The organism is Sphingomonas phyllosphaerae FA2, from assembly GCF_000427645.1.
Lineage (GTDB): Bacteria > Pseudomonadota > Alphaproteobacteria > Sphingomonadales > Sphingomonadaceae > Sphingomonas > Sphingomonas phyllosphaerae.
Genome location: NZ_KE386571.1, coordinates 688,899 through 710,540 on the forward strand (window position 1 = coordinate 688,899; position 21,642 = coordinate 710,540).

The 21,642-nt window shown below is 66.3% G+C and carries 13 protein-coding genes; 10 read left to right on the top strand and 3 right to left on the bottom strand.

All coding sequences use genetic code 11. From position 1 onward, the window contains the following. Positions 1–76: 76 nt before the first annotated feature. The 4 genes from SPHPH_RS0103755 (at position 77) to SPHPH_RS0103770 (ending at position 9,278) form a co-directional block, all read left to right on the top strand. Positions 77–742, top strand: a complete 666-nt coding sequence (locus SPHPH_RS0103755) for a GntR family transcriptional regulator (protein ID WP_028965481.1) — start codon at positions 77–79, stop codon at positions 740–742. A gap of 254 nt (positions 743–996) precedes the next feature. Beyond that, the gene (locus SPHPH_RS0103760; RefSeq protein WP_238302868.1) at positions 997–3,873 is read left to right on the top strand and encodes a TonB-dependent receptor domain-containing protein; all 2,877 of its coding nucleotides are present in this window, start codon (positions 997–999) and stop codon (positions 3,871–3,873) included. A gap of 66 nt (positions 3,874–3,939) precedes the next feature. After that, entirely contained in the window at positions 3,940–7,032 is a 3,093-nt protein-coding gene (locus SPHPH_RS0103765) for a glycoside hydrolase family 2 TIM barrel-domain containing protein (protein WP_028965483.1), read from the top strand. Next, positions 7,029–9,278 carry a S9 family peptidase gene (locus SPHPH_RS0103770; RefSeq protein ID WP_238302870.1) on the top strand — a complete coding sequence of 750 codons (2,250 nt, stop codon included), beginning with the start codon at positions 7,029–7,031 and terminating at the stop codon, positions 9,276–9,278. The genes SPHPH_RS0103765 and SPHPH_RS0103770 overlap by 4 nt, the downstream gene beginning before the upstream one ends. A gap of 209 nt (positions 9,279–9,487) precedes the next feature. On the opposite strand, the gene SPHPH_RS0103775 is transcribed toward SPHPH_RS0103770, so the two are convergent. Then, positions 9,488–12,157, bottom strand: coding sequence for a DUF5695 domain-containing protein (locus SPHPH_RS0103775; RefSeq protein WP_028965485.1), 2,670 nt, complete (start codon positions 12,155–12,157; stop codon positions 9,488–9,490). 80 nt (positions 12,158–12,237) lie between these two features. Between SPHPH_RS0103775 and SPHPH_RS0103780 the strand changes: the two genes are divergently transcribed. The 5 genes from SPHPH_RS0103780 (at position 12,238) to SPHPH_RS0103800 (ending at position 19,693) form a co-directional block, all read left to right on the top strand. Then, on the top strand, positions 12,238–14,604 hold the full coding sequence (locus SPHPH_RS0103780) for a glycoside hydrolase family 127 protein (protein WP_028965486.1): 2,367 nt from the start codon (positions 12,238–12,240) through the stop codon (positions 14,602–14,604). After that, positions 14,601–15,626 carry an Ldh family oxidoreductase gene (locus tag SPHPH_RS0103785; protein ID WP_028965487.1) on the top strand — a complete coding sequence of 342 codons (1,026 nt, stop codon included), beginning with the start codon at positions 14,601–14,603 and terminating at the stop codon, positions 15,624–15,626. Before SPHPH_RS0103780 ends, SPHPH_RS0103785 begins: the two co-directional genes overlap by 4 nt. Further along, positions 15,623–17,386 (top strand): DUF885 domain-containing protein, encoded by a 1,764-nt coding sequence (locus SPHPH_RS0103790; protein WP_028965488.1) that lies wholly within the window; start codon positions 15,623–15,625, stop codon positions 17,384–17,386. Before SPHPH_RS0103785 ends, SPHPH_RS0103790 begins: the two co-directional genes overlap by 4 nt. A gap of 163 nt (positions 17,387–17,549) precedes the next feature. After that, entirely contained in the window at positions 17,550–18,920 is a 1,371-nt protein-coding gene (locus SPHPH_RS0103795) for a Gfo/Idh/MocA family protein (RefSeq protein WP_037488038.1), read from the top strand. Continuing rightward, a complete protein-coding gene (locus SPHPH_RS0103800; RefSeq protein WP_037488040.1) occupies positions 18,917–19,693 on the top strand; it encodes a 3-keto-disaccharide hydrolase in 777 nt (258 codons plus the stop codon). Before SPHPH_RS0103795 ends, SPHPH_RS0103800 begins: the two co-directional genes overlap by 4 nt. Positions 19,694–19,767: 74 nt before the next feature. On the opposite strand, the gene SPHPH_RS0103805 is transcribed toward SPHPH_RS0103800, so the two are convergent. After that, positions 19,768–20,343 (bottom strand): DNA-3-methyladenine glycosylase, encoded by a 576-nt coding sequence (locus SPHPH_RS0103805; protein WP_028965491.1) that lies wholly within the window; start codon positions 20,341–20,343, stop codon positions 19,768–19,770. Between the two features lie 83 nt (positions 20,344–20,426). Between SPHPH_RS0103805 and SPHPH_RS0103810 the strand changes: the two genes are divergently transcribed. Next, positions 20,427–21,248, top strand: a complete 822-nt coding sequence (locus SPHPH_RS0103810) for a D-alanyl-D-alanine carboxypeptidase family protein (protein WP_028965492.1) — start codon at positions 20,427–20,429, stop codon at positions 21,246–21,248. Between the two features lie 42 nt (positions 21,249–21,290). Here the strand turns inward: SPHPH_RS0103810 and SPHPH_RS0103815 are convergent, their stop codons facing one another. Beyond that, positions 21,291–21,641: a response regulator transcription factor gene (locus SPHPH_RS0103815; protein ID WP_037488043.1), complete on the bottom strand. Its 351-nt coding sequence runs from the start codon at positions 21,639–21,641 to the stop codon at positions 21,291–21,293. Between the last annotated feature and the right edge of the window lies 1 nt (position 21,642).

Below are 21,642 nucleotides of genomic sequence, written 5' to 3' on the forward strand. Positions count from 1 at the left end.
TTATGAGGCATTGCGTCGCGCGTCGTACGCGGTTTAAGTTGATTTACCGGTACATCTCTGCCGGTTGGGACTTTTCATGACCGGTATTATCGTCCGCAATCTTTCCGAACAGCTGGTGGATCTGGTCCGCGATCGTATCCTCGCGGGTCAGGTGGATGTGGATCGGGCGATCCGGCAGGACGCGCTTGCCGCGGAACTGGGTGTCAGCAAGATCCCGTTGCGCGAGGCGCTGACCCGGCTGGAACAGGAAGGTCTGGTTCGGTCGCGTGCGAACCGCGGTTATTTCGTGCGCGAACTGACGATCGCCGAGGCCGAGGAAGTCTATGCGCTGCGGCTGAAGCTGGAGCCGGAAGTGGCGGCACAGGCGTCGGCCCGCGCGACCGATCAGGAACGAAAAGCGGCGAAGCAGACGCTGGCGCAGCTCGACGAGGCGACCAACGCGCACGGCGATGGCGTTGGGGCGTTCAATCGCGCGTTCCACCTCGCGCTGCTGCGCCCGTCGCAACAGCCGATCACGACGACGATGCTGGAGCGGTTGCACGTCCTGGGCGAGCGCTATGTCCGCAAGCACCTCGAGCCGCTGGGGCGTGACCAGCGCGCCAACGACGAACATGCGCAGTTGCTGGAGAGCTGGCTGGCGCGCGACGTGGAGGCCGTACGTGCGCGGATGTTCGCGCATATCGAGCAGACCGTGCTCGATTTACGCCGCGAATTTCGAGGCGTTGGCAACGTGGACAGTTGATGCCCGGAATTTAGGCATATTCGCTACCGAACTGCTGTTTTGCCCGCGATCTAGACACGTTTCTGTCTCCCAGTAACCTCACCGCGTAATTTTTCACGGTCTGTATCGTATAATATATTTGTTACGTTGTGTCTTTCGTGTATCCACGCCCTTGTCAAACAAGCGAAAAGATGGGGGTAGACGTGGTTGGAGCGAAGAGGTGGCTGGTTTCGGCCGCGATCGGTGCGTTAGTGCTCGGCGGAGCAACGCCGGCGATGGCGCAGGTAACGGCAGACAATCAGGCGACGGCCGCAGGGTCCGATGTCGAAGGGGAAGGTGTCGTCGTAACCGGCACCCGCCTCGCGCAGCCGGGCGTGATGAGCAACAGCCCGATCACCACGGTCGACGCGGGCGAAATCCGCCTGCAGGGCGCCACCAACATCGAGAGCGTGCTGAATCGCCTGCCGCAGATCACGCCGGACGCCAACGAGAACGTCTCGAACGGTTCGGACGGCACCGCCAAGGTCAACCTGCGCAATCTCGGCGCCAATCGTAACCTGACGCTGGTCAACGGGCAGCGCCTGTTGCCGATCCAGGCGACCGACCTGAACTTCATCCCGTCGTTCATGGTCAAGCGGATCGACGTGGTGACCGGCGGCGCGTCCGCGGTATACGGCTCGGACGCGGTATCGGGCGTCATCAACTTCGTGCTGCGCGACGATCTGAACGGCGTGCTGGGCAACGTGCAATACGGTTTCTCCGCCCATCACAACGACAACACCACCAATCGCGACCGGGTGGCCGGCGCCGGCTTCAACCGCGCGCCCGACACGCCGGTCGATGGGCAGCGCTTCGACGCGAACATCGCGATGGGCGCGAATTTCGCGGACAATCGCGGCAATGTGACCGCCTATTTCGGCTATCGCGACGTGAAGCCGATCCTCCAGTACAATCGCGACGTTTCCGCTTGCGCGCTCGATCCGAACGGCGATCGGACCGCGTTGATTTGCGGTGGCTCGTCGAACAACGAATTCGGCCGTTTCACACCGCAGCGCGACGGTGCCGGCGACTTCAACAACACCAAGGACGGCCAGAAGACGTGGGTGCCGTATGACAACAGCTTCCGCTACAATTATTCGCCGCTGAACTACTTCCAGCGCAACGACACGCGGATCACCGCCGGTGCGTTCGCGAAATATGAGGTGACCCCCGCCGTCGAGGTGTACGGCAGCTTCATGTTCATGGACGACCGCACCAATTCGCAGGTCGCGCCATCGGCGCTGTTCTACGGCTATGGCTATTCGGTGAATTGCGACAATCCGCTGATGAGCGCGCAGCAGGCCGGATTGCTCTGCGGCGACAATGCCGGAAAGAGCGTCAATCAGGACACCTATATCGGTTACCGCCCGGTGGCCGCGCCCGCGCAGCCGCGGCGCGACGACCTGCGTCACACCGATTATCGCGTGACCGGCGGCGTGCGTGGCGAGATCGCCAAGGGTATCCGCTACGACGCGAACGCCTTGTTCTCGACCGTGATCTATAACGAGACCTATCAGAACGACATCGACCCGGCGCGTGCCAATCGCGCCCTGAAGGTCAGCCTGGTCAACGGCGTGCCAACCTGTCAGTCGGTCATCGACAAGTCGGACCCGAGCTGCGTTCCGCTCAACGTCTTCCAATATGGCGGGCCAACCGCCGAGGCGCTTGGCTATATCTACGCCCCGACAAGCACCGAAGGGCTGGACAAGGAGACGGTGCTGTCCGGCACGGTGACGTTCGACGGCGGCGAATATGGCGCGAAGCTGCCTTGGGCGGACACCGGCATCGGCGTGGTGGTCGGCGTCGAGCATCGCCGTGAAAGTCTTGAGTTCAAGGCCGATGCGCTGGCGCTCGCCAAGGGCACCAAGGAGAATGCTGGCGCCTTCAACGTGACCGAAGGCTTCACAGAAGTGCGCGTGCCGTTGGTTGAGAACCGACCGTTCTTCGAGGAATTGTCGCTGACCGGTGGCTATCGTTTCTCCAAGTACAGCATCAATTCCAAGGGTATCTCGACCTACAAGGGCGAACTGGCATGGGCGCCGACACGCGATCTGCGCCTGCGTGGCGGGTATAATCGGGCGATCCGCGCGCCGAACATCACCGAGCTGTACTCGCCGCAATACCCGGGCAACGTCGGAACGCAGGACCCGTGCGCCGGCGTCGTGGATAATGACCCGAAAACCACCTCGCCGACGGCAACCGCCGCCCAGTGCGCCCTCACTGGCGTGACGGCGGCGCAGTACGGCCGCATTCCGGAATGTCCGAGCGAGCAGTGCACCGGCTTCTTCGGCGGCAATCCGGCGCTGAAGCCCGAGGTGGCGGATACTTATACCGCCGGTGTGGTGCTGACCCCGACCTTTGTGAGGGGGCTGACGCTGTCGGTCGATTACTACAACATCAAGGTGAAGAACTACATCAACTCCATCCCGATGCAGTTGACGATCGACCAGTGCATCGGAACCGGCAATCCGTTCTTCTGCTCGCTGTTCAACCGCAATCCGCGCAACGGGGTGTTGTTCTCGGGAGACGCCAACACGGCGGGTTACGTCCTGTCGACGACGCAGAACACGGGCTCGCTGGCGACCAGCGGCATCGACTTCACCGCCGACTACACGTTCCGCACCGGCATCGGCGCGCTGAGCACGAGCTTCGTCGGCACGTGGCTGCGTGACCTGACCACCGAACCGCTGCCGGGTCTCTCGTCCTATGACTGCAAGGGGCTATTCGGTGGCACCTGCGGCCAGCCGAACCCCGAATGGCGTCACCAGGCGCGCTTCACCTGGACCTCGCCGGACGACAAGGGGTCGATCTCGCTCAACTGGCGTTACATCGGCCCGACCAAGGTGTCGTTCAACGACAAGGCGCAGTTCCCGGGCAGCGCCACCTACGTCATCAACTCGCGCCTGCCGGTCGCCAATTACTTCGATCTGGCCGCCACGGCGACCGTGACGAAGGAGCTGACGTTCCGCATCGGCGTGAACAACCTGCTGGATCGTGACCCACCTGCGATCGCCCAGGGCGTTTTGGCGTCGTTCGGTAATGGCAACACTTATCCCGGCGTGTACGACGTCGCCGGGCGCACCTTCTTCGTCGGCCTGTCGGCCGAGTTCTGAGGACGGTGAAATGAAGGGGACGGCCGGCGCGCGTGCGCGTCGGCCGTCGTCGTGGGAGGAATGACGATGACGGGTCGGGTCGCACTTGCCGTGCTGGTATCAACGCTGGCGATCGCACAGGCGACCGCCCAGACTGCGACACCCGCCGAATGGGAGCGGCCCGAGGTGATCCGCATCGGAGCCGAGCCGATGCACGCGACCTTCGCCGGGTTCGAGAACAGCAAGGCGGCATTGCGCGACGATGTGGCGCGCTCGCGCTATCATCTGTCGCTGGACGGGCAATGGTCGTTTCATCACTCGCCGACGCCCGAAGAGCGGCCGGTCGGGTTCGAGCAGCCCGGCTATGACGTCAGCAAATGGGGCAAGGTGGCGGTGCCCGGCATCTTGCAGGCTGAGGGGCAGGGGACGCCGGTGTTCGTCGGCGCGGGCTATCCGTTCCCGCGCAACCAGCCGTGGATCGATCACAAGATGAACGAGGTCGGCTCGTACCGGCGCGACGTGGTGGTGCCGGCGGAGTTCGCGGGACGGCGGCTGTTGCTGACGGTCGGCGCGGCGGGAGCGGCTTACTATCTGTTCGTGAACGGTGAGCGGGTCGGCTATTCCGAGGACTCGAAGCTGCCCGGCGAATTCGACGTGACGAAGGCGATGCACGCGGGGCGCAACACGGTTGCGATCGAGCTATATCGCTATGCCGATGGCAGCTATCTGGAAGATCAGGATTTCTGGCGGGTCAACGGAATCGAGCGCAGCGTGACGCTCTATGCCGCGCCCGCGACGCACCTGCGCGATGTCGATGTGCGCGCGGGGCTGGCGAACGATTATCGCGACGGGACGCTGGCGCTGAACGTCGCGGTCGGCGGCGGCACTGCGCCGGTGCGGGTGCGCGCGACCGTGCTGGATCAGGGACGCGTGCTGCTGAAGCGTGAGGGGGCACCGGACGCGGCGCGCAATGTGCGGCTCGACGGCGACATTCCGGCGGTGCGCGCGTGGAGCGCGGAGACGCCCGAGCTTTATACGTTGCTGGTCGAGTTGCTCGACGCGAAGGGCAAGGTGGTCGAGGCGACCGCGCGCAAGATCGGCTTCCGCACCGTCGCGATTCAAGACGGCGAGATGCGCGTCAACGGGCGGCGCGTCACGATCCGCGGCGTCAACCGCCACGAGCATGATCCGCATACCTTCCACGTCGTCTCCGACGCGACGCTGCGCCGCGATCTGGAGCTGATGAAGGCCGCGAACATCAACGCGCTGCGGCTGTCGCACTATCCCAACGATCCGCGCATCTACGATCTGGCCGACGAGTTCGGCCTGTATGTGATGGACGAGGCCAATATCGAGAGCCACGGCTATCTGGCGGAGGCGCAGCAGAACGGCGATCCCGAACATACGCTGCTCGGCTACAAGCCCGAGTGGAAGGCCGCGCATCTCGACCGCGTCGAGCGGATGGTCGAGCGCGACAAGAATCATCCGTCGATCATCTTCTGGTCGCTGGGGAATGAGACCGGGATCGGCAGCAACTTCGAGGCGGCGGCGAAATGGGTGAGGGCGCGCGACAATACGCGGCTGATCAATTTCCTCGGCTATAGCATGAGCGGGTGGCGGCACCCGACCAATGCCTATGTCGATATTTTTGCGCCGATGTATGACGATGTAGAGAAACTGGTCGATTACGCCGAACGGCCCGAGTTCACTCAGCCGCTGATCCTGTGCGAATATGCGCATGCGATGGGCAACAGCCTGGGCAATTTTCAGGATTATTGGGACGTCATCCACGCGCACAAGAAGCTGCAGGGCGGGTTCGTGTGGGACTGGGTGGACCAGACGATCATCAAGAAGGATGCGCAGGGCCGCGAATATTGGGCGCAGGGGCGCGACTTCGTGCCGGATGGCGACGACAGCCCGGTCGGCGACGGGGTGATCCAGTCCGACCGGACGCCCGACCCCGAATATTACGAGCTGGCCAAGGTCTATGCGCCGATCCAGTTCGAGCCTGACGGCGCGGGCTATACGGTGGTGAACCGCCACGACCATATCGATCTGTCCCGCTTCACGCTCGATTATGCGGTGCTGGAGGACGGGCGCGAGGTGGCGCGCGGATCGGTGGCGATGCCGCAGGTCGCGCCGGGCGCGCGTGCGCCGCTGTCGCTGGCGCTGCCGGCGGCACGCGATGGCGGGGCGGAGCGGATGCTGGTGCTGCGCGCGCGCGCGACTAGGGGGGCGATCCCGCTAGTCGAGGCGGGGCATGTCGTCGGATACGAGCAATTCGCGCTGTCGCCGCCGCGCGTGCTCGCTGCGCCGGCCGGCAGCGTCGCGCCGGTCGATGGCGGCGACGCGTGGCGGCTGGCGGCGGGCGATGCGGTGCTGGAGATCGACAAGGCGACCGGGCTGGTGAAGCGCTATGCGCGTGGTGGTGCGACGTTGTTGACCGGCGGCGCGCCCGATTTCTGGCGTGCGCCGACCGACAATGACGTCGGTACCGGCGTGACCAAGACGCACAAGATGTGGGAGCAGTTCAGCAACAGCCGTCGGCTCGACGCGCTGGCGGTCGATGGTGATGCGATAGTCGTGACGCACGACATGGGCGTGGGTTCGGTGAAGGTCATCACGCGCTGGACGATGGACAGCAAGGGGCAAGCGCGTGCGGCGGTGCGCTTCGCACCGATCCGTGACGACCTGCCCGATCCGCCGCGCGTCGGGGTGCAGTTCCACATGACGCCGACGCTCGACCGGCTGCACTGGTACGGGCGCGGGCCGTGGGAGAATTATGCCGACCGCAAGACCGCGGCGCTGATCGGCGAGTGGCGCGGCGCGCTGGCCGCGCAATATCACGATTATGCGCGCCCACAGGAATCGGGCTTCAAGCAGGACGTGCGCTGGCTCGACGTGACCGGGGCGACCGGCGCGGGGGTGCGGGTGAGCGGCGACCGGCCGCTGGCGATCAACGCGCTGCCGTTCCCCTACGCCGACCTGATGGAGAAGCCGCCCGCCAAAGCGCATAGCAGCGACATCCGCGCGCATGGCGACGGCACGCTGTTGATCGACGCGGCGCAGAGCGGGGTTGGGGGTGATACGGGCTGGAGCCTCGATGGGCGGCCGCACATGAAATATCGCGTGTCGCTCGCACCGCTCGAATGGACCTATACGCTGGGGGCGGCGCAGTGAGGCGCGCGCTGCTGACGCTCGCGCTGCTCGCCACCCCGGCGCTGGCGCAGACCGATCCGCGCGTCGCGCGTTCGATCGCGTTGCGTGATCAATGGCAATGGCTGACGCGTGACATCGCCTTCCCGGCGGAGTGGGACGCGGACGGGCGGCACTTCCATTATCGCAAGACCGTCGAGGGCGGGTTCGCGTTCGTCGATGTCGATGCCGCGACGCGTGCCAAGGCAACGGCGTTCGACACGGCGGCGGTGGCGAAGGGACTCGGCAAGGCGCTGGGGCAAACGGTTGATCCGAAGCGGCTGCCGTTCGAGCATTTCGCGTTCGAGGGCGAGCGGCGTGCGATCGACTTCGCGATCGATTATGTGCCGTGGCGCTGCACGCTGACCGATTATGTCTGCGCGCCGGCCAGCGGCGAGGGGCTGCGACCGCGCGGATTCGGGGTGGTGCGTGACCTGAAGGTACCCGCGCTCAACGTGCCACACCGCTCGCCCGATGGCGCGCGTGAGGCGCTGGTCATCGACGACAATCTCGTGCTGCGCGCGACGGACGGTGGCGCGGAGGCGTGGCGCAGTCAGGACGGCAGCCCCAGCGACTTCTACGATCCCGAGACGATCAGCTGGTCGCCGGACGGCAAGTGGATCGCACTGTATCGCGTGCGGCCCGGTTATCGGCGGATCGTGACGCGGGTGGTGTCCTCGCCGAAGGGACAGGTGCAGCCGGTGCTCGCCGAGCAGCTCTATCCCAAACCCGGCGACGCGATCGATCAGGAACGGCCGGTGCTCTTCGAGGCGGCGACCGGGCGGCGGATCGAGGTGTCGGACGCCTTGTTCCCAAATCCGTGGCAGCTCGGCACGATCAGCTGGCGCAAGGACGGAAGGAGCTTCGCGTTCGATTACATGCGACGCGGATTTCAGCACGCCGCGGTGATCGCGGTCGACGCCGCGACCGGCGCGGCGCATGAGGCGGTGCGCGAGGATGCGAAGACCTTCATCTTCAACGAGCGGCGCTATGCGCACGATATCGGCGACGAGGGACGAGAGTTGATCTGGGCGTCGGAGCGCGACGGGTGGCGGCACCTGTACCTGATCGACGCGGCGACTGGGCGGGTTAAGCGACAGATCACGCGCGGTTCGTGGGTGGTGCGTGACATCGCGCGTGTCGATGACGAACAGCGCCGCATCTGGTTCTCGGCGAGCGGGGTGACGGCGGGCGAGGACCCGTATCACAAACACTGGTTTCGCGTGGACTATGACGGGCGCAACCTGACGCGGCTAACCGATGGCGACGAAACGCACGACGCGAGCTTCGCACCCGACGGGCGGACCTTCGTCGACGTGCATTCCCGCACCGACGTGCCCGAGGTCGCGGATGTGCGCGATGCGATGAACGGCAAGGTGCTGGCGACGCTGGAGCGTGGCGACGTGCGCGCGCTGACCGCCGCCGGCTATCGTCCGCCCGAGCCGTTCGTGGCGAAGGGGCGCGACGGCACGACCGACATCTACGGGCTGGTGGTGCGGCCGCGCGATTACGATCCGGCGAAGCGTTATGCGGTGATCGAGAACATCTATGCCGGGCCGCACGACAGCTTCGTGCCCAAGGGCTATTGGCCGTTCGGCGCTTTCTCCGGCGGCGACAAGGCGATGGGGATGCAGCAGATCGCCGATCTCGGCTTCATCGTCGTGATGATCGACGGGATGGGGACGGCGAACCGCTCGAAGGCGTTCCACGACGTCGCGTGGAAGAACCTCGCCGACAGCGGCTTTCCCGATCGCATCGCGTGGATGAAGGCGCTGGCGGCGAAGGACGCGGCGGTCGATCTGTCGCGGGTCGGCATCTATGGCGGATCGGCGGGTGGGCAGAGCACGCTCAACGCGTTGTTGTTCCACCCGGAGTTCTACAAGGCCGGGGTGGCGTTCGCGGGGTGTTTCGACAACCGCATGGACAAGATCGACTGGAACGAACAATGGCTCGGCTGGCCGGTCGACGCGAGCTATCTGGCGGCGTCGGGAGTGGTCCATGCCAGCAAGTTGCAGGGCAAGTTGCTGCTGGTGGTCGGCGAGCAGGATTCGAACGTCGATCCGGCCTCGACGATGCAAGTGGTCGACGCGCTGGTGCGCGCGGACAAGGATTTCGAGTTGCTGGTGGTGCCGAACGGCGAACATGCCGTCGGGCGGTCGACGGGGCCGGTCGCTTATGGGCAGCGGCGGGAATATGACTTCTTCCTGCGCGCGCTGGGTGGGGCGCGGTAGGCTCGCGGACAACGTCCTCGTCATTCCCGCGGAGGCGGGAATCCAGACGCGCAGCTTTACGCTTGAGCCGCGGAGGTCAGAGGTTCTGGATCCCCGCCTCCGCGGGGATGACGGTCCATTATCGTCATCCCGGACTTGATCCGGGATCCCGCTTTACCTGATCGGTCGAGAAGAAGCGGGCCCCCGGATCAAGTCCGGGGCGACGGTGGTTAGCGGGGCGTGAGAGTCACGGTGGTGGCGGCCGGGGAAAGCGCGATCGTCGTGAAGCCGGCTTCCGGCTTGCCCTTGTCGATCGTGTAGGGCGCGCCGCCTGCCGGTGCTTCCACCGACACCTGCGCGGCCGGTGTCGTCGCGGTCGCCGGGTCGAGCGTCAGTTCGATGCGGCGGGTCGCCGGCACCCAGCGCGCCTTCGCGATCGTGCCCGCCGCCAGCGTGATCCACTGCCCGGCCGGCGCGACGAACAGTCGCGTGCGTGCGCCGTCGTGGGGTGCGATCTCGACCGCCGCACCGTCCTCGCGCACCGTGCCGCCGAAGCCGAGCCAGCCGAACGTGGCGTCCTTCACCAGATAGGTCGCCGCGGCATAGGCATGGCCGAAATAGCCCATGCCGTAGTCGCCGGTGTACGCGTCCCAGCGCATCATATCGGGTTCGGAGTGGAACGCCGCCGAGGCGAAGCCCTCTCGGTCAATGTTGGTGATGCCGCCCATGAAGCCGCCATAGGCGACGCGCAGCAAATGGAGGTCGGCGGGATCGCGGCGATAGGCGTCGAACAGCGGGACCGCGTTCAGCGCCGAGCCGTAATGGTGGATCTGCCGCTCGATCCTTTTGACCTTGCCGCCGTACAGGAAGTCCCAATAACGGCGCGCATTGCCGTTATAGCCCCAGTGCGGGATCGTCGGATCGTAGCCGAGGATCACCTCGCGCGTGACCGCCGCCTCCTTAGGATGGTTGAAATAGCGCATCCACGCATAGACTTCGGGCTGGCCGGTCGAATCCCACGCCATCTCGCTGCCGAACGGATAAGCGAGCGTGCGCCAGTGATCGGCGCGCGCCTTCATCAGCCCCTCGACTTCGTTCGCCTGCGCGGTCAGCCCCTCGCGCTTCAGGTCCAGCAGGATTTCGAGGAAGATCTCGCCCTCCATCTGCCCGAATTGCGCATAATGCGGCGCGTCGCGCATCATCGCGACAGTCGTGCGATAGGCATGGTCGAGATAGAAGCGCCAGTCGTGGCGCGTGACGAGGCCGGCGTGATGGCGCGCGAGCCGGTACAGCACCCAATGGCCGATCGCGACGTGCGGATAATTGTACGAGCGGCCGAGATCGTCGGCTTGCTTCTTGTCCCACGACGCCCAGGTCGACCAGTCGATGCCCTTGTCGTAATAGGAACCGAACGTCTTGGGATCGTAGTAGAACAGGCTCTTCTTCACGCCGCCGTCCGAGGACTGCAACTTGGGCAGCACGGTCTCGTCGACCATCCGCTCCAGCTTGGCAACCTCGCCGGCATCGGGATTGTCGAGCTGCTTCATCGTCGCGGCGACCCACGCCCCGCCGCCGCCCTCGTCGCTCATCCCCGCGATCCAGACGCGCTGGTCCTGCGAGACGATCTTGTTCGCCTCCCGGTCATAGGTGAGGATCGAGGGTGCGCGGTGGAACGGGTCGGCGGCGTCGTCGAACCATTGCCGCGTGGTGCTGAAGCGGCCGAGGTCGGCGGCAACCTGCGCGAGCGGCTTGGTGACGTAGTAATGAACGCTCTGCACGCTGCCATCGGCATAAGTGATCGCAACCCGCGCGCGGCCCCAGCCGGTGCCGGTGACGCGCCAGCGGTTCCAGCCCGGCGGCCCCGCCACCTTGGTGAGCGTCAGCGCATCGGCAGGCGTGACCTTGACGTCGCGCACGGCTTGTGCGGCGCGGACGAACAGGTCGGCCGGGCTGTCGTTGGGGACGACATAACCGGGGATCCCGACCGCGACCGGGCGGCGCTCGGCTTGCAGGGTCGCCTCGATCCCACGGATCGACGGCGCGGCGACCAGGCGCACGCCGAACGTGCGCTGTTCGCCGGGCGCGAGCGTGAAGCCGGTGGCGGGGTTCCACGGTTGCCCCTTGTCGGCCATGGCGCTGCTCGCGACCATCCAGTCGTAGAAGCCCTCGAACGTCTGCTGGCGCTGCGTGCGATCGGTGAAGACCGGGCTGGCGGACTTGCGCCGCGCGTCGTCGAGGATGCGATATTGTTCGAGCGGGGTGCGGCCGTCGGGGAGCACTAGCAGCGCCGGTCCCTTGCCGTTGAGCCGCGTGACCTGAAGATAGCCGGCGTCATTGCCGATATACGGATCGACGAAGCTCGCCTGTGCGTGCGCCTGTTCGAGCGAGCGGTCGGTGATGATATTGTCGAACACCATCGGCATTCCGAGCGCGCCGATCTCGACCGGCGTGGTGCCGCGGTTGGAGAGCGTGAAGCGCAACACCGGCGCGCCCTTGTCGCGCAGCCATGTGCGTTCGACGGTGAGCGGGAAGCCCTCGCCCATCGTCGCGGTGATGTCGGCGCGCGCGATGACATTGCCGGTGGCGGCGAGTGCGCGAACGGGCACGCGGTGCTGCGCCGAGGAGAAGTCGCGCCATGCGCCGTCCGTCCCGCGCACGCGCAGGTGGAGGTCGCCGATCTGGTTGAAGCCATCGCCGCTGCGGGTCGCGGCGCGGCCGCTCGGCACGAAGTCGAAGCCCGGCTCCGCGCGGGGCGACAAGGTGCGCAACGTCTGGCTCGCCGGATCGAGCGTGAGCGTCAGAGCGCCACCCGTGTCACCGGTTTTACGCGCCGGTGCCGCATGGAGCAGCGCGCCGCTCGCCAGCGCAGCGCCCGCAAGATAGAAAGCCAGCCGTCGCATCGCTCACCCTTTTTTTGTCGCGGTTCGATTGACTTCGTACCAGCGAGACGTATCGTATACAATATTCCGGGGAGATGGAAATGATTGTTGGCCGTCGCGCGTTCCTGATGTCCTCGGCGACGTTGCCGATGCTGGCCGTGCCGGCTGCGGCGCAGGCGGGGGCGGGGCTGCCCGCCACGGCCAAGGCGTTTCCGCTGTCCGCGGTGCGGTTGCGGCCATCGGACTATGCGCGCGCGGTCGAGGTCAACCGCGCCTATCTGCTGCGACTATCACCGGATCGGCTGCTGCACAATTACCATCAGTTTGCGGGGTTGTCGCCGAAGGGCGAGGTCTATGGCGGGTGGGAGAGCGATACGATCGCGGGCCACACGCTGGGCCATTATCTGTCCGCGCTGGCGTTGATGCACGCGCAAACCGGCTGCACCGACTGTGTCGAACGCGCTAATTACATCCTCGGTGAACTGGCGCGCTGTCAGGCGGCGCATGGCGACGGCTATGTCGCGGGCTTCTCGCGCAAGCGCAAGGACGGCACGGTTGTCAACGGCAAGGAGATCTTCCCCGAGATCATGCGCGGCGAGATCCGCTCGGCCGGGTTCGATCTCAACGGCTGCTGGGTGCCCTATTACAACTGGCACAAGCTCTACACCGGGCTGTTCGACATCGTCGACCATATCGGTCCCAACGAGCAGGCGATGGCGATCGCGGTTGGGCTGGGCGGCTATATCGAGCGCGTCTTCGCCAGCTTGAACGACGAGCAGGTGCAGGTGATGCTGGCGTGCGAATATGGCGGGCTCAACGAGAGCTTCGCCGAGCTGCACGCGCGCACCGGCGATGCGCGCTGGCTGCGGCTCGCCAAGCGCATCTACGACAAGCGGAACCTCGATCCGCTGACCCAGAAGCGCGACCAACTCGCGAACTTCCACGCCAATACGCAAGTGCCCAAGCTGATCGGGCTGGCGCGGCTGCACGAGATCACGGGCAAACCCGAGCAGGCGACCGCGGCGCGCTTCTTCTGGGAGCAGGTGACGCGGCATCACAGCTATGTCATCGGCGGCAATGCCGACCGCGAATATTTCAGCGGTGCGGACACGATCGCGCAGCACATCACCGACCAGACGTGCGAGAGCTGCAACACCTATAATATGCTCAAGCTGACGCGGCATCTGTTCGCGTGGCAGCCCGATGGCGCGCTGTTCGATTTCTACGAGCGTGCGCACCTCAACCACATCATGGCGCATCAGGAGCCGGTCAACGGCGGTTTCACCTACATGATGCCGCTGATGTCGGGGGCGAAGCGCGCCTATTCTGAGCGCGAGGGTGAGGAATTCTGGTGCTGCGTCGGGACGGGCATGGAGAGCCATTCCAAGCACGGCGAGAGCATCTTCTGGAGCGGCGACGACACGCTGATCGTCAACCTCTACATCCCCGCCGACGCGACGTGGAAGGAACGCGACGCGACGCTGGGGCTCGACACCGTCTATCCGTTCGACGGCGAAGCGACGCTGACCTTTACGAAGCTGGGCAAGGCGGGACGCTTCCCGGTCGCGCTGCGCGTGCCGGGCTGGGCAAAAGGGCATGAGGTGCTGGTCAACGGCAAGCCCGCCGACGCGACGCAGGCGGGCGGCTATGCGATCGTCACCCGCCGCTGGAAGGCGGGCGACAGTGTGACGATCCGGCTGCCGCTCGATCTGCGGCTGGAAGCTACGCCGGGTGACGAACAGACGATCGCGGTGCTGCGCGGACCGCTGGTGCTCGCCGCCGATCTGGGGCGTGCCGATGGAGACTGGGATCATCCCGAGCCGGCAATGGTCGGGCAGGATCTGCTCGCCGCCTTCCATCCGGTGGATGAGGAGAGCGCGCAATATGCGACGACCGGGCTGATCCGTCCGGCCGACCTGTCCTTCGTGCCGTTCTACCGCCAGTACGACCGGCGCAGCGCGGTGTATTTCAAGCGCTTCACCGATGCGCAGTGGAAGGTGGAGGAGGCCGCGTTCCTCGCCGAGCAGGTACGGCAGAAGGATCTGGCGGCGCGTTCGGTGGACGTGATGCACCTCGGCGAGATGCAGCCGGAGCGCGATCATAACCTGACGTCGGAGATTTCTTACCCGCTCGCCTATCGCGGACGGAACGGGCGCGACGCGCGGACGGGCGGGTTCTTCGAGTTCACTATGGCGGTGAAGCCGGGTCCGCTGGTGTTGCAGGCGACCTATTGGGGGGACGAGCGCAAGCGGACATTCGACATTCTGGTCGACAATCAGCGCATCGCCACGCAGACGCTGGATACCGACAAGCCGGGCGCGTTCTTCGATGTCGACTATCCGGTTCCCGAGGCGCTGACCAAGGGCAAGTCGAAGGTCCGGGTACGCTTCGTGCCGCATGACAAGAACACCGCCGGGCCGGTGTTCGGGGTACGGCTGTTCACCGCAAAGCAGGAGCCGCGTGCATGAGTGACGGACAGGTCCGGATGACGCTCGACGAGGTGCGCGATTATGCGCGTGCCACGCTGACGCGCGTCGGGCTGGCGCCGGCGCATGTCGCGGCGGTCGCGGAGACGATCGTCGCCGGGGAGCGCGACGGGTGCGGGGCGCATGGCCTGTACCGGTTGCTGGTCGCGGCGCATTCGGTGGCGACCGGGGTGGTGGTGCCCGATGCGGTGCCGGTGCTTGAGCAGCGCGCGAGCGGCGTGGTGCGGGTCGACGGCAAGGGCGGGTTCGCGCAACTAGCGTTCGAAACCGGACGCGCGGCACTGGTCGCGGCGACACGCGCCAACGGCATCGCCGCACTCGCGATCAACAATGTCGTCCATTTCGCGGCGCTATGGCCCGAGATCGAGGCGCTGGTCGAGGAAGGGCTGGTCGCGCTGGCGGTGACGCCCAATCATGCGTGGGTCGCGCCGGCCGGGGGCACGCAGCCGGTGTTCGGGACCAACCCGATCGCGTTCGGCTGGCCGCGCACGGACAAGGCGCCGTTCGTGTTCGACTTCGCGACCAGCGCGGTGGCGCGCGGCGAGATCGAATTGCACCGCCGCGCGGGCAAGCCGGTGCCGGCCGACTGGGGCCATGCGCCGGACGGCAGCGACACGACCGACGCCGCCGCGGTGCTGGCGGGCGCGATGCGGACGTTCGGCGGGCACAAGGGTTCGGCACTGGCGCTGATGGTCGAATTGCTTGCCGGGCCGCTGATCGGTGATCTGACCAGCGCGGAATCGATCGCCTGGGATGCCGGGCGCAAGGGTTCGCCGCTTGGGGGCGAGTTGATCCTCGCGCTCGATCCGGCCGGGTTCCTCGGCGCGGCGGCGGCCGACCATCTCGCGCGTGCCGAGACGGTGTTCGCGGCGATCGAGGGGCAGGAGGCACGGGTTTCGGGCGCACGGCGGCACAAGCTGCGCCCCGTCAGCGCGCGAGAGGGCGTATTGATCTCGCGCCAATTGCTCGACGATATCGACGAAGTGACGAAGGAGAAGGCATGACGATCACGCTTGCGCTGACGCTGTTGATGGCCGCGCCCGCCGCGGCGCAGCCCGCCACGCCCCCGGCAACCGCGGCGGTGCCGGCGAGCGACGCGGCGTTCCGCAAGCTCTCCGAGAGCGAATATGCGTGGCGGCGGACGCTGAACGGCCCCGACGAGGACGCGCCCGCCAGTCAGAATGCGACATTGCCCGACGTCGGCCCGGCGGCGCAGGCGGCGATGACCAAGCGATGGACCGAGACGATGGCCGCGCTCGACCGGATCGATCCGGCCAAATTGTCGCCGCAGGCGCGCGACGATTATACCGTCTATCGCGGGCAGATCAGCGCCTTGCTTGCGGAACAGCAATATCGCGAGTTCGAGAAGCCGCTGAACGCCGACACCAGTTTCTGGATGAGCATCGGCGGGATGGCGCGCGAAACGTATCGCGACGAGCCGGCGCTGCGCCGTTATCTGTCGCAACTTGCCAGCCTGCCGCGCTATTATGACCAGCAGATCGTCAACATGCGCGCCGGGCTGAAGCGTGGCTTCACGCCGCCGAAGGTGACGCTCGACGGGCGCGACAAGGGCGTGGCTGAGATCGTCGCAGCGGGGAGCGGCGAGGGCTCGCCCTTCTACGCGCCATTCAAGACGCTGCCCACGACCATTCCGGCCGACAAGCAGGCGGCACTGCGGGCCGAGGCCAAGCGCGTCATCGCGACGGCGGTGGTGCCCGCGCACCAGAAGCTGCAGGCGTTCCTGCGCGACGAATATATCCCAAACGCGCGCGTATCGCTGGCGGCATACGACCTGCCCGACGGTCGCGCTTATTATCAGTCGAAGATTCGCGAATTCGTCACGCGCGACCTGACGCCCGAGCAGATCCACGCGATCGGGCTGGCAGAGGTCGCCAAGATCCGGGCGCGAATGCAGGATGTCATGCGCGAGGTGAAGTGGCAGAAGGACCTGCCCGCCTTCCTGAACTATCTGCGCACCGATCCGCAATTCTACGCCAAGACCCCGCAGGACCTGCTCAATCGCGCGGCGTGGATCGCCAAGACCTTCGACGGCAAGGCGGGCACCTATTTCGGGCGGCTGCCGCGGATGCGGTTCGCGATCAAGCCGGTCGCGCCCGATATCGCGCCGTTCTATACCAGCGGGCGCGGCGGGCCGGGCATCTATCTGGTCAACACGTACGACCTGCCGTCGCGGGGGCTGTACTCGCTGCCGGCACTGACACTGCACGAGAGCGCGCCGGGGCACGCGTTCCAGATGCCGTTCGCGATGGAGCTGACCGACCTGCCGGCCTATCGTCGCGACGAATATATTTCGGCCTTCGGCGAGGGCTGGGCGCTGTATTGCGAGGCGCTGGGCGAGGACATGGGGATGTACGAGACGCCCTATGAGACGTTCGGGATGCTGTCGTACCAGATGTGGCGTGCGGCGCGGCTGGTGGTCGATACCGGCATCCACGCCAAGGGCTGGACGCGCGAGCAGGCGCAGAACTACCTGCGTGATAACACCGCCTTGTCGAACCACGAGATCACCACCGAGGTCGATCGCTATATCGCGTGGCCGGGGCAGGCGTTGAGCTATTACATGGGCGAGCTGGCGTTCCTCGACGCCAAGGCGAAGGCGCAGAAGGCGCTGGGCGAGAAGTTCGACATCCGCGCGTTTCACGACGCGATGCTCAGCCTCGGTTCTGTGCCGTTGCCGATGATCGACCAGCGCGCCGATCGCTTCATCAAGGATGGCGGCAAGGGGCCGTATCCGCTGCCGTGAAGTGACCTGATCCGTCATTGCGAGCGGAGCGAAGCAATCCAGAGCCGGACCAGGACGCCCTGGATTGCTTCGCTCCGCTCGCAATGACGGACTGGCGTTTCAATGGGTTGTGTTCACTGTCCTTTCCGATCATCGTGCCGCCGACAAAGCGGGAGAGGCATGGATGACGATCGACCGGCGAAGCTGGCTGGGCGGGGCGGCAGCGACGGCGGCGGGGCTGGGCGCGTCGCCCGTCTCTGCCGCTGTACGCACGCGGCGGCGTGGCGCGAACGACCGTGTCAATCTGGCGGTGATCGGCGCCGGCGGAATGGGCGCGTCGAACATGGCGAACCTGACCTCGCAGAACATCGTCGCGATGTGCGACGTCGATCTGGCGCATGTCGCGAAGTCGGTATCCGATCCCAAGCGCGCTGCGCTCAAGGTCGCGTACGACAAGGCCGATAAGTATAGCGATTATCGGCGGATGCTCGACATCCGCAAGGATCTGGACGCGGTGGTGATCGCCGCGCCCGACCATCATCACGCGGTGGCGGCGAAATGGGCCATGCAGCGCGGGTTGCACGTCTATGTGCAGAAGCCGCTGACCTATACGGTGCGCGAGGGGCGCGTGCTCGCCGGACTGGCGCGCGACAATGCCAAGCTCGTCACGCAAATGGGCAATCAGGGCCATTCGGGCGACGACGGGCGGCGCGCGGTCGAGATCCTGCGCGGGGGCGCGATCGGGCGCGTGCGCGAGGTGCAGGTGTGGACCAATCGTCCGATCTGGCCGCAGGGCGTGGCACGACCCGAGGCGGTGGCCGCGCCTGCCTCGCTCGACTGGGAGGCGTGGCGGGGGCCGGCGCCGGTCGACTGGGGCTACAACCCGATGTACGCGCATTTCAACTGGCGCGGCTGGGCGCCGTTCGGGACAGGCGCGCTGGGCGACATGGGGGCGCATCTGGTCGACTTTCCGGTTTGGGCGCTCGAACTCGGGCTGCCGACCCGCGTCGAGACGCGGCACAGCGTGTGGGGCAGCCCCAAGAACCCTGGCGACGGCAGCTATCCGCTGGCGACCGTCACCTATTTCGACTTTGGCAATGCCAAGGGCGCGCCGATCCGCATGACGTGGTATGACGGCGGGCTGATGCCGCCGACGCCCCCGGGGATGCCGGCAGGCGCGCGGATGGATCCGGGCGGGGGCGTGCTCTACATCGGCGAGCAGGGCATGTTGATGCACGAGACCTATGGCGAGAAGCCAACCTTGATCGGTGACGGCGTCGCCGAGCGCGCGCAGGCGGTGGCGCAGACGCTGCCGCGCATTAAGGGCGGGATGGGCGGCCATGAGATGAACTGGATCCGCGCGATCCGCGGGGAGGAGGCGATCTCCAGCCCGTTCGCGACCGCGGTGCCGCTGACCGAGACGATGTTGCTAGGCGTCGTCGCGCTGAAGGCCGGACAGCCAATCGACTATGACGGGGCGGCGTCGCGCGTTACCAACGTCGCGGATGCGAACCGCTATCTGGATCGGGAATATCGAAAGGGATGGGAGCTATGAAGGGTATCGTGCTGGGCGGCGGGCTGTTGCTTGCCGCGTCCGCCGGGATCGCACAGGCGCCGCAGGGCGATCCGAAGGCGACCGAGCAATGGTCGCCCGCCGTGCCGGTGGTGACGCCGGGCGCGTTCGCGGGCTGGGCCGCGCCCGCCGATGCGGTGGTGCTGTTCGACGGCAAGAACCTCGACAAATGGTCGGCGGTCAACACCGGTGGGGCGGCGGGATGGACGGTCGCGGACGGCGCGTTCACGGTGAAGAAGGGCACCGGCAACATCCAGACGAAGCAGTCCTTCGGCAGCTATCAGCTGCACCTCGAATATCGCATCCCCGCCAACATCACCGGCGAGGGGCAGGCGCGCGGCAACAGCGGGCTGTTCCTGGCGTCGACCGGCAAGGGCGACGACGGGTACGAGATGCAGATCATGGACAGCTACAATAACCAGACCTACGTCAACGGACAGCTGGGCGCGATCTACAAGCAGACCCCGCCGCTCGCCAATCCGGCGCGCAAGCCGGGTGAATGGCAGACGGTAGATGTTACGTGGTCCGCGCCGCAATTCGGTGCAGATGGCAGGGTGACGCGGCCGGCCTATGTCACCGCCTACATCAACGGCGTGTTGACGCAGAACCATACCGAGGTTCGCGGCGGCACGGTCTATATCGGCCAGCCCAAATATGTCGCGCACGGACGCGCGCCGATCAAGTTGCAGGATCACGGCGATCCGAGCCAACCGATCAGCTATCGCAATATCTGGATCCGCGAACTGAAGGATTGATATTTCAAGTGTCGCCCCGGACTTGATCCGGGGCCCCGCTTCTTGACGACATAAAGAAGTGGCGGAATATCGGATCAAGTCCGGGATGACCGGTAATTGCTCGTAGGCGCCGGACGGCTCAGTGAGGGGGAGCCGTCCAGGACGAAGCGCCACGGCACCGCGGCGGCGCGGGTGATGCCGATCCGCGCGCCGGCGATGATCGGCGGCTCAGCGATGCGGTCGCGCCACGCGAACGGTGGCGCATCGAGCGGTGCGTTGTTCAGCGACTGGTCGACGCCCAGCGCCTTGCACAGCCGGCCGGGGCCGGCGCACAGCAACGCCTCGGCTTGCGTCATCGCGCGGCGGGCGCGCATCACCTCCACTCCATCGGTCGGCGCGAGCGCGCGGATCAGCACCGCCGCGCCGTCGCCGCAGGTGACGTTGAGGCAGTGGTGCAGCCCGTAGATGCGATAGACATAGGCTGCGCCCGCCGGGCCGAACATCGCGGCGTTGCGCACCCCCGGCCCGGAAAAACTGTGCGATGCCGGATCGTTGGCATCATAGGCTTCGGTTTCGACGATCGTCCCGCCCACGCCGTCGATCGTGAGCGTCACGCCGATCAGTGCGCGAGCGACCGTTTCGACATCGCGGGAGAAGAAGGCGCGGTTCATTTGGTCGATATGGTGGCTCGCGACGGCGTGTGAACCGCCGCGCGGCGTTGTCGTATGCCAGGCGAGCGGTTAGGTCTGCGCGCATGTCGAAAGTGTTGCGTATCGCGATGTCGGGGCTGGCGCTGTTCGCCGCCACACCGATGGCCGCCGCCCCCCGCGCTCCGGTGTCCGAGATCGTGATCGATGCCGGCACCGGACAGGTGCTGGAAGAAGACAATGCCGATCGCGAGCGGCCGCCGGCCTCGCTCGCCAAGATGATGACGCTGCTCCTCGCGTTCGAGGCGATCGACGCTGGGACGCTGAGGCCGGGGGAACTGCTGACGATGACCGCGGCGGGCGAGCGCCAGCAGCCGTCGAAGCTGGGGCTGCGGCGCGGGCGGACGATCCGGGTCGACGCGGCGCTGCGCGCGATCGCGGTGATTTCCGCCAACGACATTGCGGTGGCGATCGGCGATCGTCTGGCGGGCAGCGAGCGCGCGTTCGTGACGCGGATGAACGCGCGCGCGGCGGAGATCGGGATGACGCACACCCGCTTCGGCAACGCGACCGGGCTGGCGCCGAGTGCCGGGCGCAGTACCGCGCGCGACATGGCGACGCTGGCGCGGCATCTAATCCGCGCGGAGGCGAAGCATTACGGGCTGTTCAAGACGCGCTCGATCACCTGGGAGCGGCAGGTCCGGCCCAATCACAACAAGTTGCTCGGTAAAGTCGAGGGAATGGACGGGCTGAAGACCGGCTACACCGTCGAGGCGGGGTTCAACCTGGCCGCGTCGGCGCGGCGTGGAAGCAAGCGGATGATCGTGGTGGTGATGGGCGCGCCGACCAGTGCCGAGCGCGATCTGCTGGTCGCCAATCTGATGGAGGCGGGCTTTACCGAGCCGCGCTTGCGCCGCCCGCGGCGATGATCGGGTGCCCTTCGTCACGTTTGGCGAAGGGCGCGGCAGGGTTCAGGCGAGCAGCGTCGCGATCCGATCGAGGAAGGTCGCGATCCGGTCGGGCTTCGTCACGAACACGTCGGCACCGGCATCAAGGCAGGCCTGACGGTCGGTCTGGCTGTCGAGCACGGTCAGCGCCATGACCGGGATCGCGCGGGTGCGCTCGTCGCTCTTCAGCCCCTCGATCACGTCGAGCCCGCTGACGTTGGGCAGGCGAATGTCGACGATGATCGCAGCGGGGCGAACGTCCTCTACCACCTGCTGAACGGTGCGTTCGTCGGCGAGTACATGCGGATCATAGCCGCCGATCCGTAGCCACGATGCGTACAATTTACGATGGCTGGCCGTGTCTTCGACCAGCATG

Coding starts and splice junctions, on each gene's coding strand:
- SPHPH_RS0103785 (WP_028965487.1), top strand. CDS start 14,601: ATGAGTGACGGACAGGTCCGGATGACGCTCGACGAGGTGCGCGATTAT.
- SPHPH_RS0103775 (WP_028965485.1), bottom strand. CDS start 12,157: ATGCGACGGCTGGCTTTCTATCTTGCGGGCGCTGCGCTGGCGAGCGGC.
- SPHPH_RS0103815 (WP_037488043.1), bottom strand. CDS start 21,641: ATGCTGGTCGAAGACACGGCCAGCCATCGTAAATTGTACGCATCGTGG.
- SPHPH_RS0103805 (WP_028965491.1), bottom strand. CDS start 20,343: ATGAACCGCGCCTTCTTCTCCCGCGATGTCGAAACGGTCGCTCGCGCA.
- SPHPH_RS0103755 (WP_028965481.1), top strand. CDS start 77: ATGACCGGTATTATCGTCCGCAATCTTTCCGAACAGCTGGTGGATCTG.
- SPHPH_RS0103780 (WP_028965486.1), top strand. CDS start 12,238: ATGATTGTTGGCCGTCGCGCGTTCCTGATGTCCTCGGCGACGTTGCCG.
- SPHPH_RS0103765 (WP_028965483.1), top strand. CDS start 3,940: ATGACGGGTCGGGTCGCACTTGCCGTGCTGGTATCAACGCTGGCGATC.
- SPHPH_RS0103790 (WP_028965488.1), top strand. CDS start 15,623: ATGACGATCACGCTTGCGCTGACGCTGTTGATGGCCGCGCCCGCCGCG.
- SPHPH_RS0103760 (WP_238302868.1), top strand. CDS start 997: ATGGCGCAGGTAACGGCAGACAATCAGGCGACGGCCGCAGGGTCCGAT.
- SPHPH_RS0103800 (WP_037488040.1), top strand. CDS start 18,917: ATGAAGGGTATCGTGCTGGGCGGCGGGCTGTTGCTTGCCGCGTCCGCC.
- SPHPH_RS0103810 (WP_028965492.1), top strand. CDS start 20,427: ATGTCGAAAGTGTTGCGTATCGCGATGTCGGGGCTGGCGCTGTTCGCC.
- SPHPH_RS0103795 (WP_037488038.1), top strand. CDS start 17,550: ATGACGATCGACCGGCGAAGCTGGCTGGGCGGGGCGGCAGCGACGGCG.